The 14,951-nt window shown below is 66.8% G+C and carries 13 protein-coding genes; 12 read left to right on the forward strand and 1 reads right to left on the reverse strand.

What is annotated here, in order from left to right; all coding sequences use genetic code 11:
• Positions 1 to 10 precede the first annotated feature (10 nt).
• Entirely contained in the window at positions 11 to 3,445 is a 3,435-nt protein-coding gene (dnaE, locus tag M9M90_RS10485; protein ID WP_254833189.1) for a DNA polymerase III subunit alpha, read from the forward strand.
• Between the two features lie 4 nt (positions 3,446 to 3,449).
• Positions 3,450 to 3,818, forward strand: coding sequence for a VOC family protein (locus M9M90_RS10490; protein ID WP_254833190.1), 369 nt, complete (start codon positions 3,450 to 3,452; stop codon positions 3,816 to 3,818).
• Between the two features lie 4 nt (positions 3,819 to 3,822).
• Here the strand turns inward: M9M90_RS10490 and M9M90_RS10495 are convergent, their stop codons facing one another.
• The gene (locus M9M90_RS10495) at positions 3,823 to 4,128 is read right to left on the reverse strand and encodes a hypothetical protein (protein ID WP_254833191.1); all 306 of its coding nucleotides are present in this window, start codon (positions 4,126 to 4,128) and stop codon (positions 3,823 to 3,825) included.
• Positions 4,129 to 4,463: 335 nt separating this feature from the next.
• On the opposite strand from M9M90_RS10495, the gene rpsB reads away from it, so the two are divergent.
• The 10 genes from rpsB to M9M90_RS10545 all read left to right on the forward strand — a co-directional run bounded on the left by rpsB (position 4,464) and on the right by M9M90_RS10545 (position 14,949).
• Positions 4,464 to 5,375 (forward strand): 30S ribosomal protein S2, encoded by a 912-nt coding sequence (gene rpsB, locus M9M90_RS10500; protein WP_254833192.1) that lies wholly within the window; start codon positions 4,464 to 4,466, stop codon positions 5,373 to 5,375.
• A gap of 96 nt (positions 5,376 to 5,471) precedes the next feature.
• Positions 5,472 to 6,407, forward strand: a complete 936-nt coding sequence (gene tsf / locus M9M90_RS10505) for a translation elongation factor Ts (RefSeq protein WP_254833193.1) — start codon at positions 5,472 to 5,474, stop codon at positions 6,405 to 6,407.
• Between the two features lie 98 nt (positions 6,408 to 6,505).
• On the forward strand, positions 6,506 to 7,225 hold the full coding sequence (gene pyrH, locus M9M90_RS10510) for a UMP kinase (RefSeq protein ID WP_254833194.1): 720 nt from the start codon (positions 6,506 to 6,508) through the stop codon (positions 7,223 to 7,225).
• Positions 7,226 to 7,262: 37 nt separating this feature from the next.
• A complete protein-coding gene (gene frr / locus M9M90_RS10515; protein ID WP_254833195.1) occupies positions 7,263 to 7,829 on the forward strand; it encodes a ribosome recycling factor in 567 nt (188 codons plus the stop codon).
• 37 nt (positions 7,830 to 7,866) lie between these two features.
• Positions 7,867 to 8,628 (forward strand): isoprenyl transferase, encoded by a 762-nt coding sequence (locus M9M90_RS10520; RefSeq protein ID WP_254833196.1) that lies wholly within the window; start codon positions 7,867 to 7,869, stop codon positions 8,626 to 8,628.
• Positions 8,576 to 9,442, forward strand: coding sequence for a phosphatidate cytidylyltransferase (locus M9M90_RS10525; RefSeq protein WP_371876840.1), 867 nt, complete (start codon positions 8,576 to 8,578; stop codon positions 9,440 to 9,442). Before M9M90_RS10520 ends, M9M90_RS10525 begins: the two co-directional genes overlap by 53 nt.
• Entirely contained in the window at positions 9,430 to 10,623 is a 1,194-nt protein-coding gene (gene dxr, locus M9M90_RS10530) for a 1-deoxy-D-xylulose-5-phosphate reductoisomerase (RefSeq protein WP_254833197.1), read from the forward strand. The genes M9M90_RS10525 and dxr overlap by 13 nt, the downstream gene beginning before the upstream one ends.
• A 23-nt stretch (positions 10,624 to 10,646) precedes the next feature.
• Positions 10,647 to 11,864 (forward strand): RIP metalloprotease RseP, encoded by a 1,218-nt coding sequence (gene rseP, locus M9M90_RS10535; RefSeq protein WP_254833198.1) that lies wholly within the window; start codon positions 10,647 to 10,649, stop codon positions 11,862 to 11,864.
• Positions 11,865 to 11,893: 29 nt separating this feature from the next.
• Positions 11,894 to 14,287: an outer membrane protein assembly factor BamA gene (bamA, locus tag M9M90_RS10540; RefSeq protein WP_254833199.1), complete on the forward strand. Its 2,394-nt coding sequence runs from the start codon at positions 11,894 to 11,896 to the stop codon at positions 14,285 to 14,287.
• Positions 14,288 to 14,295: 8 nt separating this feature from the next.
• The gene (locus M9M90_RS10545) at positions 14,296 to 14,949 is read left to right on the forward strand and encodes an OmpH family outer membrane protein (RefSeq protein WP_254833200.1); all 654 of its coding nucleotides are present in this window, start codon (positions 14,296 to 14,298) and stop codon (positions 14,947 to 14,949) included.
• Positions 14,950 to 14,951 lie beyond the last annotated feature (2 nt).

A 14,951-nucleotide genomic window follows, 5' to 3' on the forward strand; every position in this document is an offset into this window, starting at 1 on the left:
GGGTTTCCAGGTGAGCGACGCGGTGAACGAAGGCTTCGTCCACCTGCGGGTCCGATCGGCCTATTCGTTGCTGGAAGGCGCGATCAAGGCCGAGAAGATCGGCGAGCTCGCCGCCAAGGCCGAGATGCCGGCCGTGGCCCTGACCGACCGGGCCAACCTGTTCGGGGCGTTGGAGTTCTCCGTCATCACCAAGGAGACGGGCGTCCAGCCGATCGTCGGTTGCGCACTGCCGGTGACCGGAATTGGGGGCGGCCAGACCGACCGCTGGTCGAAGGTCCCCACCATCCTGCTGCTGGCCCAGAGCGAGCGGGGCTATCTAAATCTCAGCGAGCTTTCCTCGGCCGCCTATCTGCAGGCCGACGGGACCGAGGACGTTTCGGTGTCCTGGGAGATGGTTGCGCGCCATGCCGAGGGTCTGATCCTGCTCTCGGGCGGCGTCGATGGTCCGATCGATCCGCTGTTCGCTCAGGGCAAGGCCGCCGAAGGCAAGGCTGCGCTCGCCGAGATGGCGGCGGTGTTCGGCGACCGGTTCTATGTGGAGCTCCAGCGTCACGGCATGGCGGCCCAGGCGGCCGCGGAGCCGGAACTGGTGGCCTTCGCCTATGAGAACGACCTGCCGTTGGTCGCCACCAACGACGTCTATTTCGCCAAGCAGGAGATGTACGCCGCCCACGAGGCGCTGCTGTGCATCGCCGACGGCGCCTTCATCAGTCAGGAAGAGCGCCGCCGGGTCACGCCCGAGCATTATTTCAAGACCGCCGAGACCATGCGGGCCCTGTTCGCCGACCTGCCGGAGGCTTGCGACAACACCCTCGACATCGCCCGGCGCTGCGCCTTCATGGTCAAGAAGCGCGACCCGATCCTGCCGCGGTTCCCCACGGTGGGCGGGCGCACCGAGGCCGAGGAACTGGCCGAACAGGCCCGCGAGGGCCTGCGCAGGCGCCTGGTCGGCCACAAGCTCTCGCAGGACGAGGACGTCTACTGGCAGCGGCTGGAGCGCGAGATTGGCGTCATCCAGTCCATGGGCTTCTCCGGCTACTTCCTGATCGTTTCGGACTTCATGAAATGGGCCGTGGCCCAGGGCATTCCGGTGGGGCCTGGGCGGGGCTCCGGGGCCGGTTCGCTGGTGGCCTGGTCGCTGCTGATCACCGGCCTGGACCCGATCCGCTACGGGCTGATCTTCGAACGGTTCCTGAACCCCGAGCGGGTCTCCATGCCCGACTTCGATATCGACTTCTGCCAGGAGCGGCGCGAAGAGGTGATCGGCTATGTGCAGCAGCACTATGGCCGCGATCGCGTCGCCCAGATCATCACCTTCGGCACCCTGCAGGCCCGCGCGGTGCTTCGCGATGTGGGCCGGGTGCTGCAGCTTCCCCTGGGCCAGGTGGACCGGCTGGCCAAGATGGTGCCCGCCAACCCCGCCAATCCGGTGACCCTGGCCAAGGCCATCGAGATCGAGCCGCGCCTGCAGCAGGCCAAGGAGGAAGACGAAGCCGTCGCCCAGCTTCTCGACGTGGCCCTGCAGCTCGAAGGCCTCTACCGCAACGCCTCGACCCACGCCGCAGGCGTGGTGATCGCCGACCGCCCTCTGACTGAGTTGTCGCCGCTCTACCGCGACCCGAGGTCGGAGTTCCCCGCCACCCAGTTCAACATGAAGTGGGTCGAGAGCGCGGGCCTGGTGAAGTTCGACTTCCTGGGCCTGAAAACGCTGACCGTGATCGACCGGGCCATGAAGCATCTGGCCAAGCGCGGTGCGGACTTCCCGCTCGAGCAGCTGCCGTTGGACGACGCCAAGTCCTATGAGCTGATGGCCTCGGGCCAGACAGTCGGGGTGTTCCAGCTGGAAGGGCAGGGCATGCGCGACACGCTGCGCCAGCTTCGGCCCAATTCGCTGGAAGAGGTCACGGCGCTGATCTCGCTCTATCGGCCGGGCCCGATGGATTCAATCCCGGCCTATGTGGACTGTAAGGCCGGCCGCAAGCCGCTGAACGTCTATCACCCCCTGCTGGAGCCGGTGCTGACCGACACCTACGGGGTGATCGTCTACCAGGAGCAGGTGATGAACATCGCCCGCATCATGGCGGGCTACAGCCTGGGAGAGGCCGATCTGCTGCGGCGCGCCATGGGCAAGAAGAAGAAGGAGGAAATGGACCAGCAGCGGGTCCGTTTCGCCACCGGAGCCGCCGAGCGCGGCGTGCCCAAGGACCTGGCTGAGACCCTGTTCGAGCTGATGGCCAAGTTCTCGGGCTACGGCTTCAACAAGTCGCATGCCGCGCCCTACGCCCTGATCGGCTATCAGACGGCCTGGTTGAAGGCCAATACGCCGGCGGAGTTCTTCGCCGCCTCCATGAGCCTCGACATCTCCAACACCGAAAAGCTCGCGGTCTTCTACCAGGACGCCAAGCGCTTCGGGGTGAAGATGCATGCCCCCGATGTGAACCGCTCGGGCGCCGACTTCGAAGTGGAAGACGGGGAGGTGCTCTATGCGCTGGGCGGGATCCGCAATCTGGGCCTGCAGGCCATGGAGCATGTGGTGGCGGTGCGTCGGGAAGGCGGGCCGTTCCGCGACCTGTTCGATTTCGTCGAGCGGGTCGATCCCAAGCAGGTGAACAAGCGCGCGTTCGAGACACTGGCTCGCGCCGGCGCCTTCGACGGCCTGCATCCCAACCGCGCCCAGATCCTGGCCGCGGCCGACGTGCTGGCCGGCCACGGCCAGAGCATGGCCGCCGATCGCGCCTCTTCCCAGGCTTCGCTGTTCGGCGGCGACCAGGAGGCCCAGCGCCCACGCCTGCCCAAGGTTGAGCAGTGGACCCCGGTCCAGCGCCTGGATGAGGAACTGGCCGCCGTCGGCTTCTATCTCTCCGGCCACCCGCTGGACGACATGGTCGAGGCGCTTCGGCGCCGGCGCACCGACCTGCTGGCCGACGTCATTCCCAAGGCCGAGGCGGGATCGGAGGCCTTCCGCATGGCCGGTGTCGTCCGCCGCAAGCAGGAACGGGCCTCGCAATCCTCGGGCGAGAAGTTCGCCTTCGTGACCCTGTCCGATCCCACCGGCGAATACGAGGTGCTGTTCCCGCCAGAGGCTCTGCGCAGGTGTCGCGACCTGCTGGAGCCTGGCAAGGCAGTGGCCATCAAGGTCCGCGCCAAGGCCAAGGACGGCGAGGTGCGCTTCTTCGGGGACGACGCCGAGCCGGTGGAGAAGGCGATCGAGAACGCCGTGGCCGGCCTGCGCGTGCACCTGGCGCCGCGGAGCGCCGAGATCGAGGCGCTGAAGAAGCGGTTGGAAGGCTCGGTCAACGCCCGAGGCGGCGAGATCATCCTGGTGGCTGGGGTCGAGGGGGGCCGCGAGGTGGAGGTCAAGCTGCCCGGCCGCTTCACCCTTGACGGGGCCGTGCGCGGTGCGCTGAAGACCTCGCCCGGCGTGGTCTTCGTCGAGGACCTCTAGGGCCTTGCTGGGCCATGTGTCCTTTGGGGTGAAGGACCTGGCCCGAGCCGGGGTGTTCTATGACGCAGTCCTGCTCCCGCTTGGCTGGATCCGGCTATGGGACGATCCCAAGGGCCTGGGCTACGGCCGTCCGGGGGAGGGCGAGAAGCTCAACCTGTTTCCCCATGCCGACGCTCGCCCGCCCGGTCCTGGATTCCACCTGGCCTTCGATGCGCCGGACCAGGCGTCGGTTGACGCCTTCCATGCCGCCGCTCTGGCCGCCGGCGGAACCGATCGCGGCGCGCCGGGCCTGCGACGCGCTTACAGCCCGACCTATTACGCAGCTTTCGTCATGGATCCGGACGGTCATCGGCTCGAAGCCGTCCACCAATAGGCGGTCAGGGTTTTCCGTAGGGGCTGACATAACCCTTGGGCTTGGGCGCGGCGGGATAGGCGTTCACCCCGCCGCGGTTGGAATAGGTCGAGGTCCCCTGATAGGGCCGGAACGGTGCGGGCGCCGGAGCGGCACGGGGAGGTGAGTAGGGCTTGGGCGCTGCGGCGCCAGGGGCGTCGAAGCGTGCCGGGGCCGGCGCGCGATAGTCACCGAAGGTCCCGGGCTGGCTTTTGAGCGTCCCGCCCGAGGAACCGAAACCGCCCGCGGCGAAGACCGCCAGGCCCATGCCGAACACTACAAATGGTTTCATGTCGCGCTCCCATTCCACCTAAGAGTGCATCGAAATGGTGAAGCTTTCAAGAACGAGCGTTTCGGCGCTGCAAGGCCGCCGGCATCCGCAGGGTGTAGCGCGTCTCCTCGACGTCAGAGGCCATCACCAGCACGCGGCCGTGGGCGCCGCGGGTCACGACATAACATCGCATGGCCGCGGCTCTTGCCTTTTCAGGCGTTTACCCCTATTTCCCCGCCTCATTCCACACGCAGGTGTTTGGCGATGAGCGGGGAGACATCCCGCCATATCCATTCCGGTCCCCCACTCGGGGGGTTTGCCTGCGGCGGTTAACCGGAAAAAGGACTTTAAAGCGTATGGCGCTTCCTGAATTCTCCATGCGTCAGCTCCTGGAAGCTGGCGCGCACTTCGGCCACCAGACCCACCGCTGGAATCCGAAGATGGACCGCTACATCTTCGGCTCGCGGTCGAACATCCACATCATCGACCTTTCGCAGTCGATCCCGCTGCTGCACCAGGCCCTGGTGAAAGTTCGCGAAGTCGCCGCGTCCGGCGGCCGCGTGCTGTTCGTCGGCACCAAGCGCCAGGCCTCCGAGCCCGTCGCGGTCGCGGCCAAGCGTTCGGCCCAGTACTACGTCAACCACCGCTGGCTCGGCGGCACGCTCACCAACTGGCGCACCGTTTCGGGCTCCATCGCCCGCCTGCGCGAGCTGGAAGGCCTGCTAGAGGGCGACGGCAGCGTCGGCCGTTCCAAGAAGGAACTGCTGCAGATGACCCGCGAGCGGGACAAGCTGGAGCTGAGCCTCGGCGGTATCAAGGACATGGGCGGCATCCCCGACCTGATGTTCGTGATCGACACCAACAAGGAAGCGATCGCGATCCAGGAAGCCCGCAAGCTCAACATCCCGGTCATCGCCATCCTCGATACCAACTGCAATCCGGACGGCATCACCTATCCGATCCCGGGCAACGATGACGCCGCGCGCGCCATCCAGCTCTACTGCGATCTGATGGCCGACTCGGTCCTCGACGGCCTGGCCGCCGGCCAATCGGCCGCCGGCGTCGACCTGGGCGCCTCGGTGGCTCCGATCGAGCCGACCCTGGCCCGTGAACTGTCGCCCGAGCCCGTGGCCCCGGTCGCGGCGGCTCCCGAGCCCGTCGCCGCCGCGCCGGTCGCCGCTGAGCCGGTTCCCGAGCCGGTAGCGACCGAACCGGAGACCACCGCGGCGGAAGCCCCGGCGGCTGAACCGACCGCGACGAAGGACTAGGCCGGCGGCGCGCCTCCGCGCGCCCGTCGACACGAAACGATCACGGCGAGGTCCTAGACGGGCCTCGCCGACCTCTTTGAATTGAAGGAGCTGACCATGGCGGAAATCACCGCTCTGCTCGTCAAGGACCTGCGCGAGAAATCCGGCGCGGGCATGATGGACTGCAAGAAGGCGCTGCAGGAGAACGACGGCGACATCGAAGCCTCGATCGACTGGCTGCGCACCAAGGGCCTGTCCAAGGCCGCCAAGAAGTCCGACCGCGCCGCGGCCGAGGGCCTCGTGGCCGGCAAGCTCAGCGACGACGGCAAGACCGGCGTGCTGGTCGAGCTGAACGCCGAGACCGACTTCGTGTCCAAGAACGACACCTTCCAGAGCGCCGCGCGCGACTTCGCTGTGGTGGCCCTGGACGTCGAGGGCGTGGACGCCATCACGGCGGCCAAGACCGCGAAGGGCGAGGTCGTCGCCGACGTGATCACCAATATGATCGCGACCATCGGCGAGAACATGCGCCTGCGCCGCTCGGCGCGTCTGAGCGTGGCCCAAGGCGCCGTCGCCCTCTACCTGCACAATGCGCAGGGCGATGGCGTCGGCAAGCTGGGGGTGCTCGTGGCCCTCGAAGGCGCCGGCGACCAGCAGGTGCTGAAGGATGTCGGCCGCAAGATCGCTCTGCACGTGGCCGGCACGCCGACCCCGCCGCTGGCGCTCACCGAGGCCGATCTCGATCCGGCCGCCGTCGAGAAGGAAAAGAAGTTCCTGACCGACCAGGCGCTGGAATCGGGCAAGCCTATCGGAGTGGTCGAGAAGATGATCGAAGGCCGTATCCGCAAGTGGCAGGAAGAAGTGGTGCTGCTGAAGCAACCCTTCGTCATGAACCCGGACCAGACCATCGAGCAGCTGCTGGCCGACACCGCCAAGGAAACCGGCTCGCCGGTGTCCGTGAAGGGCTTCGTGCGTTTCGCGCTCGGCGAGGGCGTGGAGAAGAAGGTCGACGACTTCGCCGCCGAAGTGGCTTCGATGACCGGCCAAGCCTAGGTTAGTAAGATAAAGACGGCCCAAGGGCGTGGTGCGTTCGACGCGCACCACGCCCTTGGTTTATGTAAGTACCGCCTGAGATTCTCCGGATGCCGCCGATGCCCGACGCCAAGCCCCGCTACAAGAAGATCCTCTTGAAGATGTCGGGCGAGGTCCTGATGGGCGATGCGCTCTTCGGGATCGACACCAAGACCATCGAGGCGGTGGCCGAGGACATCAAGGAAGTGGTCGACGCCGGCGTCGAGCTCTGCCTGGTGGTCGGCGGCGGCAACATCTTCCGCGGCGTCTCCCTGGCCGGGAAGGGCATGGACCGCGCCAGCGCCGACTATATGGGCATGCTGGCCACGGTGATGAATGCGCTCGCCCTGCAAGGCGCCCTTGAGAAGGTCGGCGTCTATACCCGGGTGCAGTCGGCCATCCCCATGGAGGCGGTCTGCGAGCCTTACATCCGTCGCCGCGCCCTGCGGCACCTGGAAAAGGGCCGGGTTGTGATCTTCGCCGCGGGCCTGGGGGCGCCGTTCTTCACCACCGACACACCCGCGGCCCTGCGGACAGCCGAGATGGGCTGCGACGCGCTCTTCAAGGGCACCAGCGTCGATGGGGTCTACACGGCCGATCCCAAGAAGGACCCCAGCGCCCAGCGCTACGAGACGCTCAGCTATCAGGAAGTCCTGGCCAAGGACCTGCGGGTCATGGACGCCTCGGCCATCGCCCTGATGCGCGACAACAACGTCCCGATCGTGGTGTTCTCCATCCGAGAGCGGGGCAATTTCATGAAGGTCTTGCAGGGGCAGGGCGTCTTCACGACCATCGCATGACCACGAGACTCAAACGAGAAGATCGGGAGAAACCCTTATGGCCGCTACCGAAAAGCCCGTCCTTTCGAGCTATAAGGACCGCATGGACAAGGCGATCCTCGCCCTGAAGGACGAGTTCGCCTCGCTGCGGACTGGACGCGCCTCGGCCGGCCTGCTGGACCAGGTCATGGTCGACGCCTACGGCTCAAGCGTGCCGATCAACCAGGTGGGCTCGGTGAGCGTCCCCGAACCGCGCTCGATCAGCGTCAGCATCTGGGACAAGGCCTTGGTCGTCTCGGTGGAGAAGGCGATCCGGAATGCGGGCCTCGGCTTCAATCCGGTGGTCGACGGGATGAACCTGCGCATCCCCATCCCGCCGCTCACAGAGGAGCGCCGCCGTGACCTGGCCAAGCTGGCCGGCAAGTATGCCGAGCAGCAGAAGGTGGCCGTTCGCAACGTCCGTCGGGACGCCAATGACGACCTCAAGAAGGCGGAAAAGGACGGCGCCATCAGCCAGGACGAGCATCGCAAGATGGAGGCCGAGGTCCAGAAGTTCACCGACGAGGCGGTCAAGAGGGTGGACGAAGCCTTGAAAACCAAAGAACAAGAGATCATGCAGGTTTGATCGTCCGCGGTCTGGTTGAAGGACGAACGGGAACCCCATGACCATCGCCGATAAAGAGCAGCCGAAGGGCGCGCCCGACGTCCCGCTGCATGTTGCGATCGTCATGGATGGCAACGGCCGTTGGGCTAAGCGCCGGGGCTTGCCGCGCCAGGTGGGCCATCCCAAGGGCGTCGACGCCATCCGCCGTGTGGTCGAGGCCGCGCCCGACCAGGGCATCCGCTGGCTGACTCTCTACGCCTTTTCCACGGAGAACTGGCGCCGACCGGCCGGTGAGGTGGCCGAGGTCATGCGGCTCCTGAAGCTCTACGTGAACTCTGACCTCGATAAGCTGGTCCGGGAGGGCGTCAAGGTCCGCATCCTGGGCCGCCGCGAAGGCCTGCCGCCGGACGTGGCGGAGATCGTCGAGCGCGCCGAGCGCCAGACAGCCCACAACGACAAGTTCTTTCTCCAGGTGGCGTTCAACTATGGCGGCCGCGCTGACATCGTGGACGCCGCCCGCGCCGTCGCCGTCGAAGTCGCGGCGGGCAGGATCGCCCCGGAGGACATCACCGACGCCTTCTTCGAGGACCGCCTCTCCACAGGCGGACTGCCGTCGCCCGACCTGGTGATCCGCACCAGCGGCGAGCAGCGGCTGTCGAACTTCCTCCTCTGGGAGTCAGCCTATTCCGAGTTCGTCTTCCCTGACGTCCTTTGGCCCGACTTCACGCCGCATCACCTCGCCGAGGGCATCGCGGAGTTCCAGAAGCGTGAGCGGCGATACGGCGGGGCCGTGGCCGATGATGTCCTTGCCACAGGCTAGAAGGTTCGACTGGACCAATCTGGGCATGCGCGTGGCGTCGGCCGCCGTGCTGGTGCCCACGGCGCTGGGAGCCGTCTGGTTCGCCGACGATGTGCGCTGGCTATTCCTGGTCCTGATCGCGGTGGCGATCGCACTGCTCTGCATCGAGTGGGGCGCGATGACGGCCCCCAAGGCGCCGATCCGTGTGTCTGCGGCGCTGATGGTGGCGATCCTGGCCGGGACCTTCCTGGCCTATCTCGGCCAGATGACCTACGCCTGGGGAGCCCTGGCGGTTGGCGCCGCGGCCTCGGCCCTGGTTGCGCGAGGCGTCTCGGAACGACCGGGCAACGCGGCCTATGGCGTGGTCTACCTCGCCATCCCGATGATCTGCCTGGTCTGGCTGCGTGGCATGCCCGAGGGCCGGCAGTGGACCCTGCTGCTGTTCGCCGTCGTCTGGACGGCCGACATCGCGGCCTTCGCGGTCGGAAGCGCGCTCAAGGGCCCCAAGCTGTGGCCGCGGTTCTCGCCCAACAAGACCTGGTCGGGCTTTATCGGCGGCCTGATCGCCGCGGCCCTGGCCGGCATGGCGATGGCCGCCTTCAGCGACATCGTGCTCAGCCTGCAGGCCGGCGCCTTGATCGGGTTCGTGGCGGGCCTGGCCACCATGGCGGGGGATCTTTGGGAATCGATGTTGAAACGCCGGTTCGGGGTGAAGGATTCCGGTGACCTGATTCCGGGCCACGGCGGGCTGCTGGACCGGGTCGACGGCCTGATGTTCGCCGCGGTCGTCCTGGCCGCCGCGCGGCTCATCAACCATCTGGGGTGGGCGAATTGACCTTGCCGCGGCGTGTCAGCGTGTTGGGCTCCACCGGCTCGGTCGGGGTCTCGACCCTTGACCTGTTCGACAAGGCCGGGGCCGAGGTCGAATTCGTCGCCCTGACCGCAGGGCGCAACGTCGAACGCCTGGCGCAACAGGCCCTGCGGTGGCGCCCGAAACTGGCGGTGATCGAGGATGAGACCCGGCTCGGAGAATTGCGCGAGCGGTTGAAGGGCTCGGGAATCGAGGCCGCCGCCGGCGCCAGCGCCGTGGCCGAGGCCGCTGCCGCCGACGCCCAGTGGGTCATGTCGGCGATCGTGGGGTTCGCTGGCCTGCCGCCGACCCTCTCGGCGGCCAAGGCGGGGGCGGTCGTGGCCCTGGCCAACAAGGAGAGCCTGGTCTGCGCGGGCCCGTCGCTGCTGCGTACCGCCAAGCTGGCGGGCGGGGCGGTGATCCCGGTCGACTCCGAGCACTCGGCGATCTTCCAGGTGCTGGACCCGATGAACGCCCAGCACGTGACGCGGTTGATCCTCACCGCCTCGGGTGGCCCGTTCCTCTCCTGGTCGATCGGCCAAATGGAGCACGCGACGCCGGAACAGGCCGTGGCCCACCCGAAGTGGGACATGGGCGTCAAGATATCTGTCGATTCAGCGACCATGATGAACAAGGGCCTCGAGATGATCGAGGCGGCCTATCTGTTCGCCATGCCGGCGGAGCGGGTCGACGTGTTGATCCACCCGCAATCGATCATCCACAGCCTGGTGGAATACGCCGACGGCTCGACCCTGGCGCAGCTGGGACCGCCGGATATGCGCACGCCGATCGCCTGCGCCTTCGCCTGGCCCGATCGCCTGCCGTGGCCGGCGCCCAAGCTGGACTTGGCGGCCGCGGGACAACTAACTTTCGAAGAACCGGACCTGCGCCGTTTTCCCGCCTTGAAGATCGCGAAAGAAGCATTGGCGGCCGGTGGGGCCGCGCCCGCGGTGATGAACGCCGCCAACGAGGTCGCAGTGGCCGCCTTCCTTGACCGAAAGATTGGCTTTCTGGATATTGCCGCCACGGTGGCGAGGACCCTGCAACGCGTGGACGGGCAGGGGCTCATGGCGGGTCTCTCGGGGGACGCCCTGGAGCGGGCCCGGCACATCGATGCGACGGCGCGCCGCGTGGCGGACGACGTCGTGGCCGGTCTGGGCCGTTGAGGCCTTAGAGGAGCACCGCCGCCGTGGTCGATTTCACCCTTACCTCTCTGACCTTCGTAATCTCCTTCCTGCTGGTGCTGGGGCTTGTGGTGACGATCCACGAGCTGGGGCATTTCCTGGCGGCCAAAAGCTTCGGCGTGGCCATCGACCGGTTCTCCATCGGTTTCGGCAAGGCCCTGGCGGTCTGGAAGGACAAGTCGGGCGTCGAATGGCGGGTCGGCTGGATCCCGCTCGGCGGCTATGTGCGCTTCTCTGGCGATGAGAACGCCGCCAGCCTGCCCGATCACGAGAGCCTTGAAAGCCTGCGGCGGGACGTCGAGCGCCGCGAGGGCCCTGGCGCCATCCACCGCTACTTCCACTTCAAGCCGCTGTGGCAGAGGGCCATTGTCGTGGCCGCCGGCCCCCTCGCCAATTTCCTCCTGGCCATCCTGCTGTTCGCCGGTCTGCTGATGGCCTACGGCGCGCAGGTGCTGCCGGCCAAGGTGGCCAGCGTCCAGCCGGGCAGCCCGGCGGCGCGTGCGGGCCTCCTGCCGGGCGACCTGGTGGTGGCTGCCGCCGGAACCCGCATCAAGACCTTCGACCAGCTCGCCACCATCATCCAGGTCCGCGCCAATGTGCTTACCCCCCTTGTGGTGAACCGTGGCGGCCGAGAACTCACCCTGAACGCCACGCCGGAATGGCAGATCCGCAAGGATCCGATCTCGGGCGAGCGGAGGGTCGGCGTGTTGGGCTTCGCCCCAGCCCAGAAGGCCAGCGACTTCATCCGCGTCCGCTACAACCCCGTTCAGGCCGTCGGCGGCGGGGTGGAGCGAACCTGGGACACCCTGGGTACGACCGTCTACTATCTCGGCCGCATGGTGACCGGTCAGGTCTCGGCCGATCAGCTCAGCGGCCCGCTGGGAATCGCCCGAATCTCTGGGAAAGTGGCCCAGGCCGGCGCTGAAGGCGCCTCGAGTCCCGGCGAAATGTTGCTGGGCAGCGCCGTCAACCTGCTGCAGCTGGCGGCCTTCGTCTCGGTGAGCATCGGCTTCATGAATCTGTTGCCCGTCCCCGTCTTGGACGGCGGACACCTGCTCTTCTACGCCTACGAGGCCGTGGCCCGGCGTCCCGTCGCCGCGAATGTCCAGGCCGCGGGCTACCGGGTGGGTCTTGCGCTGTTGCTGGGATTGATGTTGTTCGCCACCTGGAACGATCTGCAACAGCTGCGTGTGTTCAAAATCCTCGGCGGCGTCTTCTCCTGACCCGCCCTTTTCCGCTAACGGCTTAAACGATGCAAAGAACCCGCGCTCACAGCGCCGCGCTCGCCTCCGGACTTGCCCTCTTGATGGGCTCGACCGCGCTTGTCGTCCCGACGCTCGCCGCCGCCCAGGCGGCCCAGCAGGCCGGTGTGGTCCAGCGGATCATCGTCCGCGGCAACGAGCGGATCGAGCAGTCGACGGTGCTCTCCTACCTGCCGATCCAGCCGGGCGAGACCCTCGATCCGGCCAAGGCCGACCTGGCGCTGAAGGCCCTGTTCCGAACCGACCTGTTCGCCGACGTGAAGGTCGAGCTGCAGGGCGGCGACATGATCGTCACGGTCGTCGAGAACCCGATCATCAACAAGGTGGTGTTCGAGGGCAATTCCGGCCTGAAGGAAGAGAAGCTGCGCGATGAGGTGACGGTGCGCCCGCGCGGCATCTTCACCCGCGCCAAGGTCCAGCAGGACGTCCAGCGTATCGTCGAGCTCTACCGCCGGTCCGGTCGGATCTCGGCCACCGTCACGCCAAAGATCGTCGAGCTGCCGCAAAAGCGCGTCGACCTGATCTTCGAGATCGACGAGGGGCCCAAGAGTGGCGTCCTGCGCGTCAACTTCCTGGGCAACAAGGAATTCTCGGACAACGACCTGCGCGACGTGGTCGTCACCGAGCAGACCAGCTGGTTCAAGTTCTTCTCGTCGAACGCCAACTACGACCCGGACCGCCTGGAGTACGACAAGGAGCAGCTGCGCAAGCACTATCGCAACCGCGGCTTCTACGACTTCCGCGTGATCTCGGCGATCGCCGAACTGGCCCCGGACAAGAACGGCTTTGCGATCACCTACACCCTCGAGGAGGGCGTCGAGTACCGGTTCGGCAAGATCACCGTCGAGACAGAACTCCAGAAGCTGGACAAGAACGTCCTGCAGCAGCTCGTGCCGATCCGGTCCGGCGAGACCTACCAGGACGAACGGATCGAGCAGGCCACCGACGCCTTGACCTTCGCAGCCGGCGCGGCGGGTTTCGCCGCGGTCGACGTGCGTCCGCGTTACACGGCCAACAAGGAAACCAATACGGTCGACGTGGTCTTCCAGGTCCGCGAGGGGCCGCGGGTCTATGTCGAGCGCATCGACGTCACCGGCAACACCCGCACCCTGGACTATGTGATCCGGCGCGAGCTGAACCTGGTGGAGGGCGACGCCTACAACCGCGCCCTGGTGGACCGGTCGAAGAACAACATCCGCGCGCTCGGCTTCTTCAAGGAAGTCGATATCGAGGAGGTTCCGGGTTCGGCGCCCGATCGCACGGGCTTGCAGGTGAAGGTCGAGGAGCAGCCCACGGGCGAGCTGTCGTTCAGCGCCGGCTATTCGTCGGTCGACCAACTCGTGCTCGACCTGGGCATCACCGAACGGAACTTCCGCGGCCGCGGCCAGAGCGTGCGCGCCCGGGTCTCGGTCGGTTCGCTGCGCCAGCAGATCGACTTCGGCTTCACCGAGCCGCGCTTCCTCGGACGCGACCTGGGCGCGGGCTTCGATCTCTACGCCTATCGGCTCGATTACTCGGAGTTCTCGGCCTACGAGACCAACACCATCGGCAGCAATGTCCGCTTCGCGTTCCCGCTGACGGTCGCCTCCCGGATGTCGACCCGCTACACCCTGCGCAGCGACGAAGTCGATATCGACAGTTCGCTGTGTACGGCCCAGGTGGTCTCGCTGTCCCTCTGCGCCCAGCGCGGCAAGTTCATCACCTCGCTGGTGGGCTATACCTATCTCTATGATCGTCGGAACGACCCGATCAATCCGACCCGCGGCTTCCGCTTCGACGTCTCGCAGGACTTCGCCGGAGTCGGCGGCGACGTGAATTACATCCGCACCGAGGCGACCGGCGGCTGGTGGCATGGATTCAACAAGGACTTCATCCTCAACGTCTCCGGCTCGGCGGGCTTCATCGCCGGCTTCAGCGGCGACACGATCCGGATCAACGACCGCTTCTACAAGGGCGGCAACAACTTCCGCGGCTTCGAGACCGCCGGCATCGGGCCGCGCGACACCAACTTCAGCCGTTCCGACGCCCTCGGCGGCCGGGCCTACGCAATCGGCACGGTGGAGCTGGCCATACCCACTGGCCTGCCCGAGCAGTACGGCATCAAGGCCGGGCTGTTCGCCGATTTCGGCACGCTGGGCCTGCTGGACGACGCCGACAAGAACTACCAGCCGGGCGCCATCAACCCGGTCACCAACCTGCCGTACCCGCCAGGAACGCGCGACCCGGCGATCGTCGATGACCTGTCGCTGCGCGCCTCGGCCGGTCTTTCGGTCCACTGGCGGTCCCCGATGGGACCAATTCGTTTCGACTTCAGCCAAGTTTTGGCCAAAGAGAACTACGACAAGACCGAAACCTTCCGGTTTTCCACCTCAACCAGGTTCTAATTCCACTCATGACGATCAAAGCCCTCGTCGCGGCGACCTGTGTCGCCGCCATCGCCGCGTCCGCATCCAGCGCCGCATTCGCCCAGGCAGCCGCTCCGGCGCCTGCCGCCGCGGCCGCGGCTGCGGTCACCCACGGACCGGCGCTCCCGGGCCACTGCATCATCTCGCTCGAAGGGTCCATCGGCTCCTCGACCGTGGGCAAGTACGTCCAGACCCGCCTGCAGCAGATCGCCACCCAGGTTCAGGCCGAGCTGAAGGCCGAGGACACCGCCATCCAGAACGAAGCCAAGACCCTGGAAGGCCAGCGCGCCACCCTCGACCAGAATACGTTCGAAACCCGCGCCTCGGCCCTGCAGGTCAAGGCCAACGCCTTCCAGCGCAAGGCTCAACTGCGCGAGCGCGAGCTGCAGGCCACCCAGCAAAAGGCCCTTGGCCGCGTCGGCCAGGAGCTGGACCCGATCATCCGCCAGGTCTACCAGCAGCGCCAATGCAGCCTGCTGCTGACCCGCGACGCCGTGGTCATCGCCAACCCGGCCATGGACATCTCCGGTCCGGTGGTGACGGCGCTCAACGCCAAGATCACCCAGTTCAACTTCGACCGCGAGCGCCTGGACCAGGCGGCGGCTGGCGCGCAAACTCCGGCCACGCCGCCCCGCCGGTAGGC

Origin of the sequence: Phenylobacterium sp. LH3H17, from assembly GCF_024298925.1 — a bacterium.
GTDB lineage: Bacteria > Pseudomonadota > Alphaproteobacteria > Caulobacterales > Caulobacteraceae > Phenylobacterium.

Coding starts and splice junctions, on each gene's coding strand:
- M9M90_RS10495 (WP_254833191.1), bottom strand. CDS start 4,128: ATGAAACCATTTGTAGTGTTCGGCATGGGCCTGGCGGTCTTCGCCGCG.
- rpsB (WP_254833192.1), top strand. CDS start 4,464: ATGGCGCTTCCTGAATTCTCCATGCGTCAGCTCCTGGAAGCTGGCGCG.
- tsf (WP_254833193.1), top strand. CDS start 5,472: ATGGCGGAAATCACCGCTCTGCTCGTCAAGGACCTGCGCGAGAAATCC.
- pyrH (WP_254833194.1), top strand. CDS start 6,506: ATGCCCGACGCCAAGCCCCGCTACAAGAAGATCCTCTTGAAGATGTCG.
- frr (WP_254833195.1), top strand. CDS start 7,263: ATGGCCGCTACCGAAAAGCCCGTCCTTTCGAGCTATAAGGACCGCATG.
- M9M90_RS10520 (WP_254833196.1), top strand. CDS start 7,867: ATGACCATCGCCGATAAAGAGCAGCCGAAGGGCGCGCCCGACGTCCCG.
- bamA (WP_254833199.1), top strand. CDS start 11,894: ATGCAAAGAACCCGCGCTCACAGCGCCGCGCTCGCCTCCGGACTTGCC.
- M9M90_RS10545 (WP_254833200.1), top strand. CDS start 14,296: ATGACGATCAAAGCCCTCGTCGCGGCGACCTGTGTCGCCGCCATCGCC.